This is a genomic window from Leadbetterella byssophila DSM 17132, from assembly GCF_000166395.1.
Classification (GTDB): Bacteria; Bacteroidota; Bacteroidia; order Cytophagales; family Spirosomataceae; genus Leadbetterella; species Leadbetterella byssophila.
Genome location: NC_014655.1, coordinates 3,082,789 through 3,101,759 on the forward strand (window position 1 = coordinate 3,082,789; position 18,971 = coordinate 3,101,759).

Annotated in this window: 18 protein-coding genes; 8 read left to right on the forward strand and 10 right to left on the reverse strand. The window is 39.6% G+C overall.

The features are described from left to right. The first annotated feature begins 133 nt into the window (after positions 1–133). A complete protein-coding gene (hemA, locus tag LBYS_RS13715) occupies positions 134–1,393 on the forward strand; it encodes a glutamyl-tRNA reductase (protein WP_013409444.1) in 1,260 nt (419 codons plus the stop codon). Here the strand turns inward: hemA and ccoS are convergent. Continuing rightward, the gene (gene ccoS / locus LBYS_RS13720) at positions 1,390–1,539 is read right to left on the reverse strand and encodes a cbb3-type cytochrome oxidase assembly protein CcoS (RefSeq protein WP_013409445.1); all 150 of its coding nucleotides are present in this window, start codon (positions 1,537–1,539) and stop codon (positions 1,390–1,392) included. The two genes, hemA and ccoS, sit on opposite strands and share 4 nt — an antisense overlap. Further along, positions 1,539–3,920 carry a heavy metal translocating P-type ATPase gene (locus LBYS_RS13725; protein WP_013409446.1) on the reverse strand — a complete coding sequence of 794 codons (2,382 nt, stop codon included), beginning with the start codon at positions 3,918–3,920 and terminating at the stop codon, positions 1,539–1,541. Before LBYS_RS13725 ends, ccoS begins: the two co-directional genes overlap by 1 nt. 342 nt (positions 3,921–4,262) lie before the next feature. On the opposite strand from LBYS_RS13725, the gene LBYS_RS13730 reads away from it, so the two are divergent. Continuing rightward, positions 4,263–5,456 carry a PAS domain-containing sensor histidine kinase gene (locus LBYS_RS13730; protein ID WP_013409447.1) on the forward strand — a complete coding sequence of 398 codons (1,194 nt, stop codon included), beginning with the start codon at positions 4,263–4,265 and terminating at the stop codon, positions 5,454–5,456. A 4-nt stretch (positions 5,457–5,460) separates the two neighbouring features. Beyond that, complete coding sequence (locus LBYS_RS13735) at positions 5,461–6,498, forward strand: response regulator (RefSeq protein ID WP_013409448.1); 1,038 nt, start codon at positions 5,461–5,463, stop codon at positions 6,496–6,498. Here the strand turns inward: LBYS_RS13735 and LBYS_RS13740 are convergent. From LBYS_RS13740 to ccoN, 6 genes are read right to left on the reverse strand one after another with little or no spacing between them, the layout of a single operon-like run. Next, positions 6,495–7,157 (reverse strand): sulfite exporter TauE/SafE family protein, encoded by a 663-nt coding sequence (locus tag LBYS_RS13740; protein ID WP_013409449.1) that lies wholly within the window; start codon positions 7,155–7,157, stop codon positions 6,495–6,497. The two genes, LBYS_RS13735 and LBYS_RS13740, sit on opposite strands and share 4 nt — an antisense overlap. Continuing rightward, positions 7,158–7,589, reverse strand: a complete 432-nt coding sequence (locus LBYS_RS13745) for a FixH family protein (RefSeq protein ID WP_013409450.1) — start codon at positions 7,587–7,589, stop codon at positions 7,158–7,160. A gap of 4 nt (positions 7,590–7,593) precedes the next feature. After that, on the reverse strand, positions 7,594–9,000 hold the full coding sequence (gene ccoG / locus LBYS_RS13750; protein WP_013409451.1) for a cytochrome c oxidase accessory protein CcoG: 1,407 nt from the start codon (positions 8,998–9,000) through the stop codon (positions 7,594–7,596). A 6-nt stretch (positions 9,001–9,006) separates the two neighbouring features. After that, positions 9,007–9,804: a cbb3-type cytochrome c oxidase N-terminal domain-containing protein gene (locus tag LBYS_RS13755; protein ID WP_013409452.1), complete on the reverse strand. Its 798-nt coding sequence runs from the start codon at positions 9,802–9,804 to the stop codon at positions 9,007–9,009. A 13-nt stretch (positions 9,805–9,817) separates the two neighbouring features. Next, positions 9,818–9,976, reverse strand: a complete 159-nt coding sequence (locus LBYS_RS13760; RefSeq protein WP_013409453.1) for a hypothetical protein — start codon at positions 9,974–9,976, stop codon at positions 9,818–9,820. Between the two features lie 4 nt (positions 9,977–9,980). Next, positions 9,981–12,119: a cytochrome-c oxidase, cbb3-type subunit I gene (gene ccoN / locus LBYS_RS13765; protein ID WP_013409454.1), complete on the reverse strand. Its 2,139-nt coding sequence runs from the start codon at positions 12,117–12,119 to the stop codon at positions 9,981–9,983. A 261-nt stretch (positions 12,120–12,380) separates the two neighbouring features. Here ccoN and LBYS_RS13770 point away from each other — a divergent pair, with 261 nt between their 5' ends. Together LBYS_RS13770 and LBYS_RS13775 are read left to right on the forward strand one after the other, a co-directional pair. Continuing rightward, complete coding sequence (locus tag LBYS_RS13770; protein ID WP_013409455.1) at positions 12,381–12,791, forward strand: DUF5606 family protein; 411 nt, start codon at positions 12,381–12,383, stop codon at positions 12,789–12,791. A 45-nt stretch (positions 12,792–12,836) separates the two neighbouring features. Next, positions 12,837–13,793 (forward strand): YpdA family putative bacillithiol disulfide reductase, encoded by a 957-nt coding sequence (locus tag LBYS_RS13775; RefSeq protein WP_013409456.1) that lies wholly within the window; start codon positions 12,837–12,839, stop codon positions 13,791–13,793. On the opposite strand, the gene LBYS_RS13780 is transcribed toward LBYS_RS13775, so the two are convergent. Next, positions 13,776–14,822, reverse strand: a complete 1,047-nt coding sequence (locus LBYS_RS13780; protein ID WP_013409457.1) for an acyltransferase — start codon at positions 14,820–14,822, stop codon at positions 13,776–13,778. The two genes, LBYS_RS13775 and LBYS_RS13780, sit on opposite strands and share 18 nt — an antisense overlap. Before the next feature lie 42 nt (positions 14,823–14,864). On the opposite strand from LBYS_RS13780, the gene LBYS_RS13785 reads away from it, so the two are divergent. The 3 genes from LBYS_RS13785 to LBYS_RS13795 are packed head-to-tail and all read left to right on the forward strand — an operon-like array spanning position 14,865 to position 17,527. Continuing rightward, positions 14,865–15,374: a hypothetical protein gene (locus LBYS_RS13785; RefSeq protein WP_013409458.1), complete on the forward strand. Its 510-nt coding sequence runs from the start codon at positions 14,865–14,867 to the stop codon at positions 15,372–15,374. 16 nt (positions 15,375–15,390) lie between these two features. Continuing rightward, on the forward strand, positions 15,391–16,593 hold the full coding sequence (locus LBYS_RS13790; protein WP_013409459.1) for a dipeptidase: 1,203 nt from the start codon (positions 15,391–15,393) through the stop codon (positions 16,591–16,593). Then, positions 16,577–17,527: a YheT family hydrolase gene (locus LBYS_RS13795; protein ID WP_013409460.1), complete on the forward strand. Its 951-nt coding sequence runs from the start codon at positions 16,577–16,579 to the stop codon at positions 17,525–17,527. The genes LBYS_RS13790 and LBYS_RS13795 overlap by 17 nt, the downstream gene beginning before the upstream one ends. A 17-nt stretch (positions 17,528–17,544) precedes the next feature. Here LBYS_RS13795 and ahcY read toward each other — a convergent pair whose 3' ends face one another. After that, positions 17,545–18,858, reverse strand: coding sequence for an adenosylhomocysteinase (ahcY, locus tag LBYS_RS13800; protein ID WP_013409461.1), 1,314 nt, complete (start codon positions 18,856–18,858; stop codon positions 17,545–17,547). Positions 18,859–18,971: the final 113 nt, after the last annotated feature.

Sequence of the window (18,971 nt, forward strand, 5' to 3'; positions counted from 1 at the left end):
TTTTTATCATGCTCTTGATTATCAATTATTTGGTTATAAGTAAATTATAGGAATTTAGAATATTTCTAAATTTAGATTTAACTAGATTTTGTACTAAAATTAAGAGTAAATTTGTGTTCGATTTTGTAAAGGAATGTCAGAGAGATTACAGAGTTTGTCTTTGTCTTATAAAAAAGCTCCCTTTGAAATTAGGGAGAAACTGACCTTGTCAGAGGGTGAGATTAAGGATCTGTATATCAAATTCAAAGATGTTTTAGGTATCAAAGAATCTTTGATCATTTCTACTTGTAATAGAACGGAAGTATATTTCCGGTCGGCTGATGACATCAGTGCAGATTTGATTCGTCTTTTAGCTTCAGTTAAGGCGATTGATTCCTCAGAATTAGAAGGGTATTTTGAAGTTAATACAGAAGAGAGGGCTGCTTTGACCTATCTTTTTGAAGTTGCTTTAGGATTGCATTCTCAAGTAGTAGGAGACCAGCAAATCATTAATCAGGTTAAGCAAGCTTATCAATGGGCTGCTGATATGGATATGACGGGCACGTACCTGCATAGAGTTATGCACACTATCTTCTTTGCGAATAAGAGGGTGGTACAGGAAACGGAATTCCATGATGGTGCAGCTTCCACTTCTTATGCCACTATTGATTTGATGCAAAGTATTCTTCCTGCCATGGCTCATCCTAGAATTTTAGTTTTGGGATTGGGAGAAATGGGAGAAGATGTGGCTAAAACTTTGTTTGAGAAAGACATCAAGAATGTGACTTTATGTAATCGTAGTAAAGAAAAAGCGGAGGCTTTAGCTGAGCTTTATCAGTACGATTATATGTCCTATTTTGATTTGATCAATAGGATTTCGGAGTTTGATATTATCATCTCTTCTTTGCGTTTGATGCAGCCCATTATCACTAAGTCTGTATTGAGCAAGCGTCAGTCTATTACCTATTGTTTTGACCTTTCTATTCCTCATAGTATTCATCCGGAAGTAGCTGAATTGCCGGGTGTAGTTTTCTATGGATTGGATGAGATTCAACAAATCACAGATGAATCTATAGACAAGAGATTAGCAGCAGTTCCAGCGGTAAAAGGCATTATTGAGGAACTTGTAGAAGATATAGATACTTGGTCTAAAGAGCTTCAGTTATCTCCTACCATTCATAAACTTAAGAATGCTTTAGAGCAGATTCGTCAAGAGGAAATGGCTAAGCATTTGAAAGGTTTGACAGAAGAGGAGGCTAAAAAAGTGGAGAAAATCACTTCCGGAATGATGCAAAAGATCATTAAAATGCCTGTTCTTCAATTGAAAGCCGCTTGTAAAAGAGGTGAGGCCGAAGAACTCATTGACTTCATAACAGATCTATTTGATCTGGAAAAAACTTCCATTAAAGCTTAATCTTTTTTTTCGTCTTCGAATAGAATCCGAATGGCAGGTGTATGCGTGTCATCAAATTGTCCATCTTTTGTAGCCCAAAAGAATGAGATCAAAAATCCACCGGCAATCAAGAGTGCCAATATCACTAAGAATACAATAACTCCCATTAGATCAGTTTTTTAATTTTGGCAAATAAATAAGTAGAACCTACTGCGAATAGGACTACTGACATAGAACTTAATGGCATAAATACGGCTGCATACAGAGGGCTCAGGTATCCACTGGTGGCTAAGCCAAGTCCTATGAAATTATATAATATAGAAAGGGCAAAAGCTGCTCTTACTACTAGCATGGATGCTTTGCTGAAAGATAGGAATTTCCCTAGTTTTCCGAAACCTTCAGCATCCAGTATGATGTCACAACTTGGGGAAAAGGCATTGATGTCCTCACTTAAGGCTACTCCTACATGTGCTTGTCGCAACGCTCCCGCGTCATTTAAGCCATCTCCTATCATTAGGACTTTCCTACCGTCAAGGGCTTGTATATAGCTTAATTTATCCTGAGGTTTTAGTTGGAATCTCATATCTGAGAAATACGGAGCTAAAACTCTTTTGTCTCTATCTCCATCTCCAGAAATTAATCTCAGGTCATAGTATTGGCTTAATCGATTAAGGACCCCATCCCAGTTCTTTCTGTATTTTGTTTCGATCTGGTAATATCCTTTAATTACTCCATCTACTTCGATCCAGACCTGTCCAGGTTCTCTGTCTTTTACCTGAAGGAAGCTAGCACTACCTAAACGTAGTGCGTGCCCTTCCACCTTGCCCATTATGCCATGGCCTCTGATTTCCTTAAAGTTAGAAACGGAGTAAGTAGCTTCTGGTATATGGGCGGTCAACAGTTTACTTAGGGGATGTAAAGATTGGGAAGTGAGGGATTTGACCCATTTCAGTTCTTCTATATTTAGTTCTTGACCATGGTATGCAATTTGACCCGTATGTCCTTCTGTTAAGGTACCGGTTTTGTCAAAAGCTATGGTGTCTATTTCCGCCAATAATGGAATAATACCTTGATTTTTGACAAAGAACTTGTTCTTGCCCAAAATGCTCATGGCTGCATTCATGGCAAATGGTAAGGCCAAGGTAAGTGCGCAGGGGCAGGCCACCATTAGAACAGCGGTGACTGTTCTCCACATGAGTTCAGGATTATTTATTTTCCAATATATGCCTGTGATAAGGGCTATACCTATAGCTATATAGGTAAAATATTTGGCGAAAATATTAGCAAAGTGAGATGTCCGAGAAGACTTTTCTTTCTTGAATGCTTCATTGTTCCATAGTTCTGTCAAGTAGCTTTTTGAAACCGGCTTTTCGATTCGGATATCAATCTGGGTGCCTAATTGCCTGCCTCCTGCATATATACTTTCTCCCTCTTGAACTTCTATAGGAGCGGATTCTCCAGTAACAAAGCTGTAGTCGACTAGCGCATTACCGGAAATTACGGTGGAGTCTGCCGGTATGAGTTCCTGATGTTTGATTTCTACGATTTCACCTTGCTGAAGTTCAGAAATGTTCTTGAATTCTCCGTCTTTCGTTTTAACAGCTAGAGGAAAGTAAGATTTGTAGTCGTGTTCAAAGGAAAGGTACTTGTAAGTAACTTGCTGCATCCATTTACCTACCAATAAGAACAGTACGAGTCCCGCTAAACTGTCCCAATATCCCGAGGTTTGTTCTATGAATGTTTCATAGGTACTACGAATAAAGAGTGCCGTGATTCCCATGGCGATGGGTATGTCTACACTTAATACGTTAGTGGTTTTCTTCCAATTCTCTTTTATAGAGATCCAGGCACCTTTGAGGAAATCAGATGCACCATAAAAGAATACCGGAAGTGCCAATAGGAAGTTCAAGTACAAGAAGAACTTCTGGTATTGAGCATCTACTGCATTTTGGAGATCCAGTTTAAAGTATTCAGGAAAGCTTAGTAGCATAATGTTTCCAAAGCAGAATCCGGTAACTCCTATTTTTAGGAGGATGGAATGATTTTGTTTTGGTTCGTTTGCCTTTACACTTCCGAATGAGATGCTGGGGGGATAGCCTAAGGTGGCAAGTAGTTCTACTATTTCTTTGAGTGTGACTTTCTGAGGATCATAACTGACAAAAAGCCTCTTTTGGATGAAATTTAGTCGGGAAGTAAGGATTCCCTCTTTGATCTTTTGGAAATTTTCCAAAAGCCAAACGCAAGAGCTACAGTGTACATCCGGTATGAATAGAGTGACTTTAGCTAAGTTTTGGCTATTATAATCCAATAAGGAAGAGCAAATGGTTTCGTTGCTTAGAAAATCGTATTTACCCTGAAAGTTTTTGGCTTTCAGATTCGTACCATCATTAAAGTCATAGTAGGTGCAAAGCCCATTATCGGAAAGGATTTCATATACGGTTTTGCATCCTACACAACAGAACACTTTATCGTCATAATGCAAGGTTTCTTGCTCGCAAAGGCTATCGCAATGATAGCATTTCACCTGCTCTATTTCTTTAATTTTCATATTCCCCAAATTTTAAGAAAGGTCATGTGAATTTTGGTCCTGTTAAGTATTTGGTTACAAAACTGGAACAATGCTAAGATTTATAAAATGACCTGGAATTCGGAAAAATATGACCATTCTCATATTCAAAAGGTTAAATCAGTCCCTCAATCTGAAATTTATAGAATATTTTTTCAGAGGTAAAATAATTAATGTGCTGAATAACAGTCAAATATAGATGATTTTCTGGTCATTATTAAGATGATTTTTAAGGGAATGATGAACATCATTTTATAACTTTGGGAGTTGAAATAATTTTGTAAGGTTTACAAGTGTCTATCGGGCACTTTAAAACAAATAAGTATGGGTGAAAGGGACTTTTCAGATCCTTCGGAAGGGATTTTTATGTATACCACAGAGGGCATCTTTATCGTAGATCAAGATGGGATGATTATCCGAGCTAATCCTAGCGCGGAAAAGATATTTGGGTATCCTGAAAATACCTTGGCTGGAAGAAGAATTGAAGATCTGATACCAAAGAGATATCATAAATCTCATCCAAACCATAGAAAATCATTCCATGGTGAATCGCAAGCGCGCTCCATGGGTTTGGGGCGAGATTTATATGGATTGAGGTTAGATGGTTCTGAATTTCCGGTGGAGATCAGTTTGAGCCCTTTTTCCAATAGTACCGGAAATTTCGTGATCGCTTTTGTGATCGACATTAGTGTGAGAAAAGAAGCGGAATTAAAGCTAATTGCCTACAAAGACGAACTTGAAAAGAAAGTGGAAGAACGAACTCTTGACTTAAGGAGTACGATAGAAAGCTTAGAGACAATTAAGAATGATCTCGATGATGCTTTAAAGAGAGAGCAGGAACTGGGCTCTATGAAGAGTCGCTTTGTGTCTATTGCCTCTCATGAGTTCCGCACGCCATTAGCCACAATACTTTCATCCTTGTCTTTAGTAGAGAAATATGGCAATTTGAATGAAATAGAGAAGAGAGATAGGCATATTCAGAGGATAAAATCAGCCGTAAGAAATTTAACAGAGATCCTCAATGATTTTCTATCTCTAAATAGATTAGAAGAGGGTAAGGTTGTTATTTCTTCGGAGACTTTTGAAGTTGATATATTAATGGAAGAAGTCTATAATCAAGTTTTGCCCTTATTGAAAAAGGATCAGACTATAGTGAGGCAACATACGGGTTCATTGAGATTTAAATCCGATCCGAGGTTGATTACCAATATATTGTTGAATCTACTTTCGAATGCTATTAAGTTTTCTGCAAATGGAAAAACTATCCGCCTAAGTTCTCATCTTGATGATAAAGGCTTGGTGTTAAAGGTCAAAGATGAGGGGATTGGAATTCCGGCAGGGGAAAGAAAGAGAGTTTTTGAAAGATTCTACAGGATGAGTAATGCGGGGGAAATTCAAGGGACCGGATTGGGCTTGAGTATCGTGAGTCATTACGTGACCTTGTTAAACGGAACGATTTCATTTGAAAGCACAGAGAACGTGGGAACTGAATTCACAGTTGTCCTGCCTGAAAGTTAAGACTATGAGAATATTATTAATAGAGGATAACCAGGAGATTCGTGAGAACATTTGCGAGATTCTGGAATTGGATGGATTCGATGTCATTACTGCTGCTAATGGTAAGGAGGGTTTAGATTTAGCTAGAGAATCTGTCCCGGATCTTATTGTATGTGATATCATGATGCCGGTGATGGATGGGTATACTGTTCTTTATTTCTTATCCAAAGAGCCAAAGACTGCTGATATTCCCTTTATTTTCCTTACGGCTAAAGCTGAACGCTTAGACTTTAGAAAAGGTATGGAGATGGGGGCTGATGATTATATCACAAAGCCTTTTGAAGATGTAGAATTAATCAATGCTATCCGTAGTCGCCTGAAAAAAAAGGAACTGGTTAGGAAGGAGTATTCCAAGGATATGCAGGGTCTAGATCAGTTGGTATCCGATGCTGAAGGAGAAAGGGCCTTGAAAAACCTGATTGAAAACAGGGAAGTGAGGGATTACAAGAAGAAGACAGATATTTACAGGGAAGGAGACTATCCTTTATATTTATACTATCTGCAATCCGGTAAGGCCAAAGCTTACAAGACGAATGAATACGGGAAGGAGTTAATCATTAATCTTTACAATGAGGGGGATTTTATAGGTTATACGGACCTCATTCGGGAGTCTAATTTCAATGAAACCTTGACGGCTCTGGAAGATTGTAAGGTGATTTTGATCCCCAGAAAGATCTTCTCGGATTTGATCCTTAAAAATCCATCCGTTTCTATAAAGTTTATTCAATTGATTTCAAAGAATATTCAAACCATAGAGTCGGAGCTGATTAAGCTAGCTTATAATTCGGTTAGAAAAAGAGTTTCAGAGTCTTTATTGCTTTTCTTCAAAGATGAAACAGAATCACTAAAAGTGAGTAGGGAAGATTTAGCTTCCAAGGCGGGCACTTCCTTAGAAACGGCCATTCGTACTTTGTCAGACTTTAAAGATGAAAGATTAATAGAGATAACGGGAGGGAGAATATCCCTTTTGGATGTTGATCGTTTGCGTAATATGCGTAATTAAGGTGCTTTACAAAGGGTCATTTCCCCATGCATTGTGGGGAGATGCATTCCTTTGTAAATGAAGAATACACCTAAAATGAGATAGGCATAAATGAAAACCTTTTGACTTTTTAATCCTGAGGGAATCCATTTTCCAATAAATCCAAAGCTCATCATAACCGGTAGGGTGCCAATTCCAAAGAATAGCATATACAAGGCTCCCTCTTTCAAGCTTCCCAATACGAATGCCCCGCTTAATGCTGCATAGACCATGCCGCAGGGAAGTAGGCCATTAAGCATTCCGAATAAAAATTGTTTGCTTTTTCCCCCTTTTGAAGATAACTGGCTAATCCCTCTTCTTAGGCTGGCTGTAAATCTTGTTATGAAGTAGCTTTGATCAATCTTGCTTTTGAACTTAATTGGCAGTAATGTGAAGGTCAAAATCAGAACCCCTAGGGCAATAAAAAGATACTTTTGAGAAAGATAAAACCCTGTTTGTTGGCCTAAAACTCCAATAAATAAGCCTAACAGTACATAAGTAGTGATTCTTCCGCTATTATAGATAGCCCTGCTAAGCAGGTATCTCCTTGGGTTAGCCGGAACTAATAAAGAGATAGGCCCGCACATGCCTAAGCAGTGCAGGCTACCTACTAACCCTAATATAAACGCAGAATGTATCACTTACAGGATAATTTTCTCCTCTTTCATGTAGTTTTTGCCCTTGTTTGACCAATTCATTTTTAGTACCCAAAGGCCTTTTGCTAAGGTTTGGGTGGGAATGACTTGTTCAGTTTGATCTGCTAACACAAAGGGAACTTCTATGTCTAGACCAGCTTTTGAAGGGCGGTAGAACAGAATGGTGCCTTTTGAACCTTTGAGTTCCTCAGGAAAGGAGATTTTAATGGATTCAGCACTTTTTTGAATGTTTATGGGAGAGCTGAGATCGGAGGTGTTGTGTAATTTATCAATTTCCTCCTGGTAAGCTATTTCTTTTTTGTAGTAATCCGGACTTACTAGGGTAATATCATCTTGTTTAACACAGAAGGTTACCAAGGATAAGATGAAGACTACAAATGCACCATAGGTGATAGCTATTTTATGTCCAAAGTTCATGATCTTATGGGTTTGTATATCCTAAAAATGTTGTTTTAACCGTTTCAATCTCTTGGTCGCCAGACATTAGACTAACCTCAAGCTCCGTCTTTCTTTTCTTGATGTATGTTTTATCCAATTCAATAAAGAATACCACTTCTTTTTTCTGTCCGGAAGGCACTTTAACGCTCTGTTCTTGTCCTACCAAGTTTAGAACTCCTGAATTAGATTTCAGGTATATGGTAAGCGTGTCTTTTGACTTATTTAGAATCTGGGCATTATACAGATTAGAAAGGCGATTGTTTGGTCTTTCTTGGTACAATTGGCCGGGGACTCTAAGGACGGTTGCTTCCACTTGGGAGCGTCCGGCAAGTATGAAGATTTCTACCCCTATTAGAATAAGCAATACCACTGAATAGCCTATGGCTCTCGGTGAAATTCTAAAGGGTTTGTTTGTTTCAATACTTTCTACTGAACCGAATTTGATTAGACCTTTTGGCTTCTGGATCTTCTCCATTACCTCATCGCAGGCATCTATACAGGCGGTACAGTTGACGCATTCTAGTTGGATACCGTTTCGGATATCTATGTTTGTGGGACAAACATGCGTACATAGTTTACAGTCTATACAGTCGCCTTTATCTACATCTACAGCGCCTTTCTTCAATCGTCCACGGGGTTCTCCCCTTACCCAGTCGTATATGACATTCATAGTATTTTTACCTACTAATACTCCTTGTAACCTACCGTAGGGGCAGATAGCAATACAAACCTGTTCTCTAAGTCTGGTAAAGACAAAGAAAAAGATGATAGTAAAGGCCACCAGCCCTATAAATCCGGATAGGTTTTCAGATGGACTATGAGTAATTAATTGGAATACTTTTTCAGGGCCGATCAGGTAGGCCATAGCAGTATGAGCAATGATGATAGATATCAAAGCAAATACGGCGTATTTAAGGGATCTTTTAAAGATTTTTTCTTTCGTCCATGGGCTATCAGCCAGTTTCTTTTGTTGCTGTCTATCACCATCAATCCAATATTCAATTTTTCTAAATACCATTTCCATGAACACGGTTTGTGGGCAGGCCCAGCCGCACCAAACTCTACCATAGACTACGGTAAATAGGGTGATGAATACAAAGAAGGTGATCAGACCTATACTAAAAACAAGAGAGTCCTGAGGGAGGAAGAGTTGCCCGAAGATGTAAAATCTTCTTTCGAAGATATTAATCATCAAAAGGGGAGCTCCACTTATCTTTATGAAAGGAACAGAAAAGAATACCAAAAGGAAGATGGCGGTTGCTATCAACCTTTTATTATGGTAAAAACCAGAAGGCTTTTTGGGATAAGCCCAGATTCTTTTTCCGTCTTTATCAACGGTGCCTATAGAATCTCTATAGGCCTCGTCGATAAAATCTAAGTTGCTTGACATTATTTCTTATTGTTGTGCCGTAGAATCAGCTGCCACGACGAATAATTCCCCTTCGGGCGCTTTTCCATTGGCGGGTTTGCTACCTTGTAAAGACAAGATATAATTCGCTACGTCTTGCATATCTTTAGGTTTAATGGTGGATTGCCAAGAGATCATACCTTTCTCCGGAACACCGTATTTAATGGTTTTAAACACGTTATTAATTCCACCACCATGTAACCAGTACTCGTCAGTCAAGTTAGGACCTACAGTACCTTCACCGTTCGCACCATGACAAGCTGCACAGTTTGCATCAAAGATGCTTTTACCATTAGCTAGCGCTTTAGTGTCCTCCAGGGTTAAGCTTACGGAGTTCTCGTCAATAGCATTACCTTGTTGTGCTTGGTAAGCTTCAACCTCCTTTCTGGCTTTTTCCATAGAGATCTCATATTCTTCACCGGATAGAGGAGCTTTTTTCCATACATGGAAAATTAGTAAGTAAGCCACTGAGAAGATGATAGTAATATAGAACAGGTTAAGCCACCATGGTGGAAGGTGATTGTCAAGTTCCTTTATGCCATCATAATCATGATCCAGAAGGATTTCTTTTTCATCCTTCACACTCACTGTAGTTCCGGTGATCTTCTTCCACCATTTCCCAAAGTCAAACTCCTCGTAGGTTTGCCCCGTTTTATAGGCTATCAGGCGCTTTGTTGTGCTATTGGTTTGTAAGATTACAAAGATCAACATTAGCGCCACACCGATCATTAGAATAACTAATATGACCAGTAGAAGATCTTCTATAGTATTTATTTTGTATTCCATTTTGACTTAATTTTTAATCCTCTAGAGGCAAATTTTCCAGATATTCTCTCTTCTTGGCATCTAATCTATAGACATAAAAGCCCAGACCTATAAAGAATAGAAAGAAGACGATCAGGGAGAAGACCGGGTAGATGCTAACTCCCTCTACTAGTTCGAAATAGTGCTTAAACATGATCTTACTTTTGTTTTATGTCTGTTCCTAATCTTTGTAGGTAAGCTATCAAAGCGATGATCTCTTTGTCTTTTGTTACCTTTATCTTATCCTTTTCCAGGTTTTTCGCGATGATTTCCGCCTGTTTGTTTGACTCTTCGACTGCCGTATCTTCGAAGCCTTCTTCGTAAGGTACACCGAGTTGTCTCATCACTTTGATCTTTTTAGGAAGATCAGAGTAGTCTATATCATCATCTACTAACCAAGGGTAGCTAGGCATGATAGAGCCTGGAGACATGGAAGTAGGGTCAAACATGTGGTTGTAGTGCCAGCTGTCAGGATATTTACCTCCAATTCTATGTAGATCCGGACCGGTTCTTTTTGATCCCCAAAGGAATGGTCTGTCATAAACGAACTCTCCGGCTTTAGAATACTCTCCATAACGTTCTGTCTCGTCTCTGAATGGTCGTACCATCTGTGAGTGACAGCTCACGCAGCCTTCACGGATATAAATGTCTCTACCTGTTAATTCAAGAGGAGTATATGGTTTTACAGAAGCTATGGTAGGCACATTGGACTTGATTAAAGCTGTAGGTACGAATTCCACTAAACCGCCTATGGCAACCGCAACTATGGCTAAACCTGTGAATATGAATGGCTTTCTTTCAAGTATAGTATGCCATCCTCCACCTACTACCTGTACATTTTTCTGAAGAGCTGGAGCTTCAGCTGCATCATAGTCAGCAAAGGATCCTTGAGCGGCCGTTTTAAGTAAGTTGTATATCATTATGAAAACACCCACCAAGTACATGGTACCACCTACTGCTCTCATCATGTACTGAGGCACGATCTTAGTAACGGTTTCAAGGAAGTTAGGATAAGCCAGGAATCCATCTGCGGTAAACTCTTTCCACATTAAGCTTTGAGTTAAACTTGCCCAATAGAGAGGTAGAGCATAGAAAATGATACCCAGCGTTCCTATCCAGAAGTGTAGGTTTACTAAAGACTTAGAGTACATTTTAGTATTCCACATTTTTGGTACCAAATAGTATAGGATACCAAAGATCATGAAACCATTCCAGCCTAATGCTCCGATGTGTACGTGTGCTACGATCCAGTCAGTGTAGTGCGCTATGGCGTTCACATTTTTCAAGGATAGCATAGGGCCTTCGAAAGTGGCCATACCATAAGCAGTAACCGCAACCACAAAGAACTTCAGGACATTGTCCTCTCTTACTTTATCCCAAGCTCCTCTTAAGGTTAATAGGCCGTTTAGCATACCTCCCCAGGAAGGAGCAATAAGCATAACGGAGAATACCGTACCTAAACTTTGTGCCCAGTCGGGAAGAGAGGTATATAATAAGTGGTGAGGTCCTGCCCAGATGTAAATGAAAATGAGGGACCAAAAGTGTATGATGGAAAGTTTATAAGAGAATACCGGCCTATTAGCTGCTTTTGGTAGGTAGTAATACATTAGACCTAGGTAAGGTGTGGTCAAGAAGAATGCCACAGCGTTATGTCCATACCACCATTGAACCAAAGCATCCTGTACCCCTGCAAACATGGAATAACTCTTAGTGAATGATACCGGAATGGCTAAAGAGTTAACAATATGAAGAAGAGCTACGGTCACTATGGTGGCAATATAGAACCAGATGGCCACATACATGTGTCTTTCTCTTCTCTTGGCTATCATTCCAAAGAAGTTGATGGCAAATACCACCCAAATCAGTGCAATAGCTACGTCAATAGGCCATTCTAATTCAGCATATTCTTTGCTTGAGGTTAAGCCCATAGGCAAAGTGATTGCCGCAGCCAGAATGATCAACTGCCATCCCCAGAAGTGAATCCAGGATAGAGCCTTACTGAACAGACCAGTTTTAAGTAATCTTTGGCTGGAATGGTAGACCCCGGCAAACATGGCGTTCCCTACAAAGGCAAAGATGACCGCATTCGTGTGTAAAGGTCTTAGCCTACCGAATGTAGTGTGGGGGTTCTCGAAGTTCGCTTCGGGTAGAAATAGTTGGATCGCCAGAGTAAGTCCGACTAACATTCCTATTACTCCATATACCACTGAAGCTATAAGGAAGGCCTTGACGATCTTGTTGTCATATTCGAACTGCTCCAAGACTCCAACACCTGATGTTTGAGTATTATTCTGCATAATCTGTCAGAGGTTTTTAGTTATTGAGGTGTAAAATTAGGAGGGTGAGAAAGGGGGAAATATGACAGCAGATATCGGAAAAATATGAGTTTGCTCATAATGCACTATTGCTTGCTGTAGATGAAGTTTAAAATGCTTATGAGCAGGGTGTTGTGTTAAAAGTTTTAATGAAGGGTAGTAATATGCGTGCCTTAAATGCTAAGGGGATTTCATTTTTTAAGTAACTTGCGTCCAAAATCAAATGTATTGAAATTTTAATTTATGGAATTATTACAGGAGGTAGCCAATATATCTGGCAGACCGGGATTATACCGAATAGTTAAACCAGGAAGAGGCGGAGTTATCGTTGAATCTTTAGATGCTAGCAAGAAGAGAGAAATGATCAATGCCAATGCTAAAGTATCTGTATTGAAAGAGATCTCAGTATATACTGAGAACGTTAATGAATCAAAACCTCTAAGTGAGATCTTCCTGGTCATCCGTGAAAAGCACGGTGAAAAAGTGGATTTCGATATGAAGAATGCCAGCAATAAAGATTATTTCGACTTTTTTGAAACGGTATTGCCTGAATTTGACAAGGAGAGAGTTTACGCTACTGATGTAAAAAAGATCATTAACTGGTATAATACGCTGAGTCAATTCTTACCTGAAATTTTTGAAGAAACAAAGTAATTAAAGGAGGGGCTATCTGTTAGGGTAGCCCTTTTTAATATAGATATGGTAGTGATCATAGGTGGAGGCCCCATAGGAATGGCCTGCGGAATAGAGTGTAAGAAAGCAGGATTAGATTATGTAATCCTAGAGAAGGGATGTTTAGTAAATTCTCTATATCATTATCCAACTACAATGACCTTCTTTAGTACCTCAGAGAGACTGGAATTAGATAATATTCCTTTCGTTTCTAACTCTGCAAAACCTACCCGCGCGGAGGCTCTGGAATACTATAGAAGAGTGGCTCAAAATCAACAGTTGAACATCCACTTGTTTGAAGAAGTCTCTGATGTATATAAAGTAGAGAAAGGTTTTGAAGTGAAGACTTCTAAAAGAACCTATTCAGCTGAAAAAGTGATCTTGGCCACAGGATTTTATGATATTCCTAATCTCTTAGGTATACCGGGAGAAGATTTGCCTAAGGTGAAACACTATTATAAAGATCCACACTTCTATGCTTTCCAAAAAATAGTAGTCATAGGAGCTAATAACTCTGCCGTAGATGTGGCTCTTGAGACCTTTAGAAAAGGTGCAGATGTGACCATGGTCATTAGAGATGGAGAGATAGGTAGGACTGTGAAATATTGGGTAAGACCTGATATAGAAAACCGGATTGCGGAAGGTTCTATAAAGGCTTATTTCCATTCTACTCTCAAAGAAGTGAGAGAACACGAAGTAGTGATCCATACTCCGGAAGGAGAGGTGGTGATAGATAATCAATGGGTTTTAGCCATGACGGGCTATACGCCTAATCTTTCCTTCTTAGAAAAACTAGGGATTAAACTCTCTGAAGACGGAGTAAGAAAGCCTTTTTATGACGAGAACACCATGGAGACTAATGTGCCCGGACTATACTTAGCCGGCGTCATATGCGGAGGCCTAGATACCAGAAGGTTATTTATAGAAAATTCACGCGAACACGCTGTAAAAATAGTTGCACATATTTTAACTGCTAAGGAGTAGGTTACATCCTCGGATATCTGAATTATCAAATCTTCCTACCACTTTAAATCCTTTGTAGTCTTCTGTGAAGACGCCTAGGTCCTGAGTTTCAATGAAACTACATGAATCTATATTTGCGAGGTCAATGACGTTAATTCCTCCTGTTCTTTGCTTGTGTGGGCCAGATTTTTGACCAATAGCAAAATGAGGTAGGTAAGTAAACGGGTCATTCACTTCTCTAAGGAGGACTTTCATATAAGGGGGAAGTTCAAAAACTCCCTCGCCTTTTGAGTAACCTTGCGATAGAAGTTCAGTCATCCCGTACTCTGAATGTATGGTTTTTATACCAAAGCCTTGGGTTAGAATCTCATGAAGTTCTTCTCTGATTAATTCTTTTCTTCTTCCTTTCATTCCTCCCGTCTCCATTACGATAAGTCTGTCACGGATAGGTTCCAGTTTTTTGACCAATGCCGTGTTTTCTACCAGGTCTAATAATGCAAAACTTACACCTATTAGGAGGATTTTTCTATGATCTGCTGCAAGCATTCGATCTACCATTTCCTCTGTATTATTAAGGAAAAAACCACCGAATTTGCTAAAACTGTTATAAATAAAGTTTTCAACCATATACACGAGCGAAGAGTTATTTCGTTCGAGATAGGAAGGTAAAAGTGCGAAGATATGGTAGTCTGAAAGGGGAGAATAGATGGTCTCAAAGGTCTTTCTACTTAGGACTTCGTATAGCGCAAGGTCTTTCACCAAGTGTCTGCTTGTAGTGCTAGAGGTAGTGCCGCTGCTCTCAAAGATGACCTGAGGTTCTGAGAATCCCGTACTGATAGGGTGGGATTTGAAAAAGGAAATGGGCAAAAAAGGTATTTTCTCCAACCTTTTCACCTGATCCGGGGTCTTATTCAGACTGGAGGCGTAAGCTTGGTAAACCGGGTTTTGGTGGAATTGGTAACGGTATATTTCCAGGGCTAAATCCTCGAATGATCGGGGATCAGAACCCAGATGTACTAGTGCAGACTTTAATTCTTCCCTAATGCTCATCTTCACGCTTTTTTATTATTTTTACAAAAGTAAGTTTAAACCATGCGTATTCGTAAAATATTCCCGCTCTTCTTACTTCCAATATGCCTGGGCTGCTTCAGTGTGCCTGATTTTGATAATGTACCAGAGATTGAATTCCAGTCTATAAGTAATGCATTGAGGGTAGATGAGGTTACAGGAGGATATAAAGATTCTATTACTGTTTCATTAAAATTTAGAGATGGTGATGGTGATTTGGGGTATGATACCTGGGAACGCGATTCTTTGGAAAAGCTAGGAATTAAGACGAATTTCTTAGTGACCATTTGGAGGAAGGATAAAGGGAAATATGTGGTTTACGAACCTACTCAGCCTATTGTGGATATGTTTTTCCGATTATCAAAAGATAAACCGGGGCCTATAGAAGGTGTGATCCATTATAGGTATGAGAATTTGCACTCATTTTATCGCTATCCTAAAGATACTGTGAAGTTTGAAATAGCTATCATGGATAGAGCTGGTCATATCAGTAATAAAGTGATGACGGATTCTGTGATCTTCCGACCGATTTGATTAACCTAACTTATTTATGAAATATATCTATACCCTTTTGTGTGTAGCTGCATTCTCAGCTAGCACTGTAGCACAAAAATCCCACGCGGATAAAGCGAAGGAATTGGCTCAGAAGTTTATCATCGCGGATGGCCATGTGGACTTGCCTTATCGTCTACAGATCAAGAATTTCCGTTTAGAAAAATCCTATACAGGAATACCTGTGCAGAGTGAGGAAGGAGACTTTGATTTTGTGCGTGCCAAAGCTGGTGGATTAGATGCTCCATTTATGTCCATCTATATTCCGGCAAACAGAAGTACGCAAGAGGCAAAGTTGCTTGCTGACACCTTGATCAATATGGTGGAATTTATTGCTAAAGAGAAAAGTAATTACTTTGAAGTAGCTAAAACGCCGGATGATGTTAAGAGAATTAAAAAAGCCGGGAAGATAGCTTTGCCCATGGGTATGGAAAACGGCTCACCTATCACCAGTGTGTCTGATGTAGCTTTATATCGTAAAAAGGGGATCAGCTATGTGACGCTTACTCACTCAAAAGACAATGATATTTGTGACTCCAGCTATGATAGTACGAAGACCTGGAGTGGTTTAAGCCCATTTGGTGTGGAGGTAGTAAAAGAGATGAACAAAACCGGTATAATGGTAGACGTTTCTCATATCTCAGATGATGCCTTTTTTGATGTAATTAAGGTGTCTAAGGTTCCGGTGATAGCTTCCCATTCTTCTGCAAGGAAATTCACACCATGTTGGCAAAGAAACATGTCTGATGAAATGTTGAAGGCATTGAAAGCCAATGGTGGGGTGATTATGGTGAACTTTGGTTCTACATTCTTAGATTCAGATGTGGTTAAGTACAAAGCTGCAGCTACAGAAAAGATCAGAAAAGAGCTTGAAGAAAAGGGTTTGGCCGGAAAGGAATTGAGAGACGGTATAGCTCGAGAGATAGCTAAGGATTACAGGAACTACTCAGACGTAAAAAGGGTGGCAGATCATATAGATCATATCGTGAAGATTGCGGGTATAGATCATGTGGGAATAGGGTCTGATTATGATGGTGTTGGGGATAGTTTACCTACAGGTTTGAAAGATGTTTCAGACTATCCGAATCTATTGGCAGAATTACTTCAAAGAGGATATTCAGAAAAAGATATAGAAAAGATCTGTTCCGGTAACCTGTTCCGGGTATGGAACAAGGTTTTAGAATATGCAAAATCTCGTTAAAATAAGGCCACCCTTCTTACAGTGGGGTGGCCATCTTCAATCCATATATCCTAGCTTATTTCGGGCAGTTCCAATAGTTTATGAAAGGGAAAGGCTGGAGCTAGAAGATGGAGACTTTTTGGATCTGGACTGGCATAAGGTAGGTTCTAAAAAGTTGATCATAGTTACTCATGGCTTAGAGGGGGATTCCACACGCCCTTATGTTACGGCCCTTATCAAGTTATTTTCTCAACAAGGTATAGACGGTTTAGGCTGGAACTGCAGGAGTTGTAGCGGAGAGATCAATCGTCTCCCCAGGTTTTATCATCATGGTGATGCTGAGGATCTGAGAACGGTGGTTGAGCATGCCATACGTTTAGGTTATGATAGCATTTTCCTTTCCGGTTGTTCTATGGGAGGAAGTCTTACCTTGAGATTACTAGGTGAGCATCCGGAGCGTTTACCGAAAGAGGTAATGGGAGCTTTTGTGGGTTCTGTGCCTTTGGATATTTATAGTTCTGTGAGGGAATTAGACAGGCCTTATAAAAGATTCTATATGAATCGCTTTTTGCGTAAGCTAAAGGCTAAACTGATGATCAAAGAGCAGATGTTTCCGGGAAACGAGTTGGTTTCATGTAGAGACTTTGTCCACATCAAGAATTTCGTGGACTTTGACGGTAGGTATACGGCGCCTATTCACGGCTATCGGTCGGCTTTCGACTTTTATGAAAAAGCTTCTACAAAGCCTTTATTGCATAGGGTACAGGTACCCACGATGATAGTGCAATCTTTGAATGATCCATTTTTAGGTCCGGAATGTTATGAGCCAAGTGATAATCCTTTGATTCAATTTATATTGACTAAGAACGGAGGTCATGTAGGCTTTATGGTACAAGGGCAAGAATACACCTGGACAGAAAAAAAGGCCTTGGAATTCTTCCAAAGCCTTTTGTAAATGTATGTATATTGAGATTAGTATCTGTACATATCTGTTTTATACGGACCTTCTACTTTCACCCCAATGTAATCTGCTTGTTCTTGAGTAAGTACATCAAGTTTAGCTCCTACATGTGAAAGGTGTAAAGCGGCAACTTTTTCGTCTAAGTGCTTAGGAAGTACGTATACGTCTTTCTCGTATTTTTCAGATTGTGTCCAAAGTTCGATTTGAGCCAAAGTTTGGTTTGAGAAAGAGCATGACATCACGAAGGATGGGTGCCCCATAGCACAACCTAAGTTCACAAGTCTACCTTCAGCCAGTACGATGATATCGTTTCCGTTTACATTGTACATGTCTACTTGTGGCTTGATGGTAGATTTAGTGTGACCATAATTTTGGTTCAACCAAGCCATGTCGATTTCATTATCAAAGTGGCCTATGTTACAAACTACGGCTTTGTCTCTCATTTTTAAGAAATGCTTCGACTGGATGATATTGCAGTTACCTGTAGCTGTAACGAAGATTTGTGCGCGAGTAACGGCTTCGTCCATAGGTACTACTTCGAAACCATCCATAGCTGCCTGAAGGGCGCAAATAGGGTCGATTTCGGTAACCAATACTCTACATCCTGCTCCTCTTAAAGAGTCAGCTGATCCTTTACCTACGTCACCGTAACCGGCCACTACGGCTACTTTACCTGCTAACATCAAATCCGTAGCTCTACGAATAGCATCTACTAATGATTCTCTACAGCCGTATTTGTTATCAAATTTAGATTTAGTAACGGAATCATTTACGTTAATGGAAGGAAGTAGTAGCGTTCCGTTTTTCTTTCTTTCATATAAACGGTGTACACCTGTAGTGGTTTCTTCTGATAAGCCTTTGATGCCTTCCACTAATTCAGGGTAAACGTCAAATACCATATTCGTTAAATCACCACCATCATCTAAGATCATGTTAAGTGGCTTACGTTCTTCTCCAAAGAATAAAGTTTGTTCTATACACCAATCAAACTCTTCAGCTGTCATACCTTTCCAGGCATAAACTTGAATTCCTGCTGCTGCAATGGCTGCTGCTGCGTGATCCTGTGTAGAGAAAATATTACATGAAGACCAGGTTACTTCTGCTCCAAGTTCTACTAGAGTTTCGATAAGAACAGCAGTTTGGATGGTCATGTGAAGACAGCCTGCGATCCTTGCTCCCTTTAGAGGTTTAGAAGGGCCATATTCTTTTCTGATCTCCATTAAGCCCGGCATTTCTGCTTCTGCTAAGGTGATTTCCTTGCGACCCCATTCGGCCAAGGATATGTCCTTCACTTTATAAGGAAGGTAGGTACCTGCGGTTTTCATATTATTAATGCAATTTTACTAAAAATGAACGCAAAATTAGATAAAATATTTTATTTGAACCAAAGAATATAGATAATAAATCTATGTTTCGGGTGCTAATTAGATAAATGCAC

Coding starts and splice junctions, on each gene's coding strand:
- hemA (WP_013409444.1), top strand. CDS start 134: ATGTCAGAGAGATTACAGAGTTTGTCTTTGTCTTATAAAAAAGCTCCC.
- ccoS (WP_013409445.1), bottom strand. CDS start 1,539: ATGGGAGTTATTGTATTCTTAGTGATATTGGCACTCTTGATTGCCGGT.
- LBYS_RS13725 (WP_013409446.1), bottom strand. CDS start 3,920: ATGAAAATTAAAGAAATAGAGCAGGTGAAATGCTATCATTGCGATAGC.
- LBYS_RS13730 (WP_013409447.1), top strand. CDS start 4,263: ATGGGTGAAAGGGACTTTTCAGATCCTTCGGAAGGGATTTTTATGTAT.
- LBYS_RS13735 (WP_013409448.1), top strand. CDS start 5,461: ATGAGAATATTATTAATAGAGGATAACCAGGAGATTCGTGAGAACATT.
- LBYS_RS13745 (WP_013409450.1), bottom strand. CDS start 7,589: ATGAACTTTGGACATAAAATAGCTATCACCTATGGTGCATTTGTAGTC.
- ccoG (WP_013409451.1), bottom strand. CDS start 9,000: ATGTCAAGCAACTTAGATTTTATCGACGAGGCCTATAGAGATTCTATA.
- LBYS_RS13755 (WP_013409452.1), bottom strand. CDS start 9,804: ATGGAATACAAAATAAATACTATAGAAGATCTTCTACTGGTCATATTA.
- LBYS_RS13760 (WP_013409453.1), bottom strand. CDS start 9,976: ATGTTTAAGCACTATTTCGAACTAGTAGAGGGAGTTAGCATCTACCCG.
- ccoN (WP_013409454.1), bottom strand. CDS start 12,119: ATGCAGAATAATACTCAAACATCAGGTGTTGGAGTCTTGGAGCAGTTC.
- LBYS_RS13770 (WP_013409455.1), top strand. CDS start 12,381: ATGGAATTATTACAGGAGGTAGCCAATATATCTGGCAGACCGGGATTA.
- LBYS_RS13775 (WP_013409456.1), top strand. CDS start 12,837: ATGGTAGTGATCATAGGTGGAGGCCCCATAGGAATGGCCTGCGGAATA.
- LBYS_RS13780 (WP_013409457.1), bottom strand. CDS start 14,822: ATGAGCATTAGGGAAGAATTAAAGTCTGCACTAGTACATCTGGGTTCT.
- LBYS_RS13785 (WP_013409458.1), top strand. CDS start 14,865: ATGCGTATTCGTAAAATATTCCCGCTCTTCTTACTTCCAATATGCCTG.
- LBYS_RS13790 (WP_013409459.1), top strand. CDS start 15,391: ATGAAATATATCTATACCCTTTTGTGTGTAGCTGCATTCTCAGCTAGC.
- LBYS_RS13795 (WP_013409460.1), top strand. CDS start 16,577: ATGCAAAATCTCGTTAAAATAAGGCCACCCTTCTTACAGTGGGGTGGC.
- ahcY (WP_013409461.1), bottom strand. CDS start 18,858: ATGAAAACCGCAGGTACCTACCTTCCTTATAAAGTGAAGGACATATCC.